The 1,126-nt window shown below is 37.1% G+C and carries 2 protein-coding genes; both read left to right on the top strand.

The features are described 5' to 3' along the window. The coding region (locus BZK14_RS10785; protein WP_143691455.1) for a FimV/HubP family polar landmark protein at positions 1–243 on the top strand (243 nt) is incomplete at its 5' end. A 57-nt stretch (positions 244–300) separates the two neighbouring features. Continuing rightward, on the top strand, positions 301–1,126 hold an 826-nt coding region (locus BZK14_RS10780), incomplete at its 3' end, for an EF-P lysine aminoacylase GenX (protein WP_077926495.1).

Genomic DNA, 1,126 nt, shown 5'->3' with positions numbered 1-1,126 from the left:
GCTGCGCCTGTAACACCTGAGCCTGTGATCGAACCTATTGTTCCGCCTGTTGTTGAAGTAGATGAAGATGATGATATAGATGATGCTGATTTTGAGTCTGAACAGGTAAAACTAGAGTTAGCTGTAGCTTACATGGATTTTGATAAGAGTTTAGCAAAACCATTATTAGATGAAGTGATTAAGGATGGTAGTCCAAAGCAGATAGCAAAAGCACAAGCATTATTGGATCAAATAAATTCATAATGACTTAATGTGATAAAGCCTAGATAATTATCTAGGCTTTTTTATTGGGAGAAAGATGTGAATCAGGTTGTACAAAAGCGCGCAATATTTTTAAGATCATTACGAGAATACTTTTGGGCTGAAAATGTGACGGAAGTGGATACGCCGATCATGAGTCAATTCGGGAATAGCGATCCTGCACTGTTAAATTTCATAAGTAAATTTAACGGCCCGGGGAAATTATTCAATGCAACAACTTACTTAATCACATCGCCTGAATATCATATGAAGCGTTTATTAGCGCAGGGCTCAGGCTCTATTTATTTTTTAGGTAAAGTATTTCGTGATGGCGAGCTCAGCCGAAAGCATACACCTGAATTCGCTATGCTTGAATGGTATCGTGTGGATTATGATCTGTTTGACCTCATTAAAGAGGTGATTAGTATTGTGCGATTGATGTCTCGGCAAGATTTAGCAGTGAAAGAATATAGTTACTTAAATCTATTCATGGAAAAGCTCAGCATTAATCCTTTTTTTGCAACAGAAGGCGAATTGAAGCATTTATTAGCTCATAACAATATTGATTTAGCTTTTGAACCTAAAACAAAAGATGAGTATTTGGATCTGATCATGAGCCACATCTTGGAGCCAAGTTTTGATCCTGATGTGATTACGGTATTACATAGTTATCCTGCATCACAAGCATCTTTAGCTAAAATTACGAAAGATTGTGCTGGGCATTTGATAGGCAAACGCTTTGAAATTTATTGGAAAGGTTTAGAGCTTGCCAATGGCTATGAGGAACTAACAGATCCTGTTGAACAACGAGCGAGATTTGAAAAAGAAAATATTCTACGCCAAGAATATGGTTTAGCGCCCGTAGATATTGATGAACTGTTTTTAC

The organism is Wohlfahrtiimonas larvae (assembly GCF_002006755.1).
Lineage (GTDB): Bacteria > Pseudomonadota > Gammaproteobacteria > Cardiobacteriales > Wohlfahrtiimonadaceae > Wohlfahrtiimonas > Wohlfahrtiimonas larvae.
The sequence above is the reverse complement of the archived record's forward strand: the minus strand, read 5'-3'. Positions and strand labels throughout refer to the sequence as shown.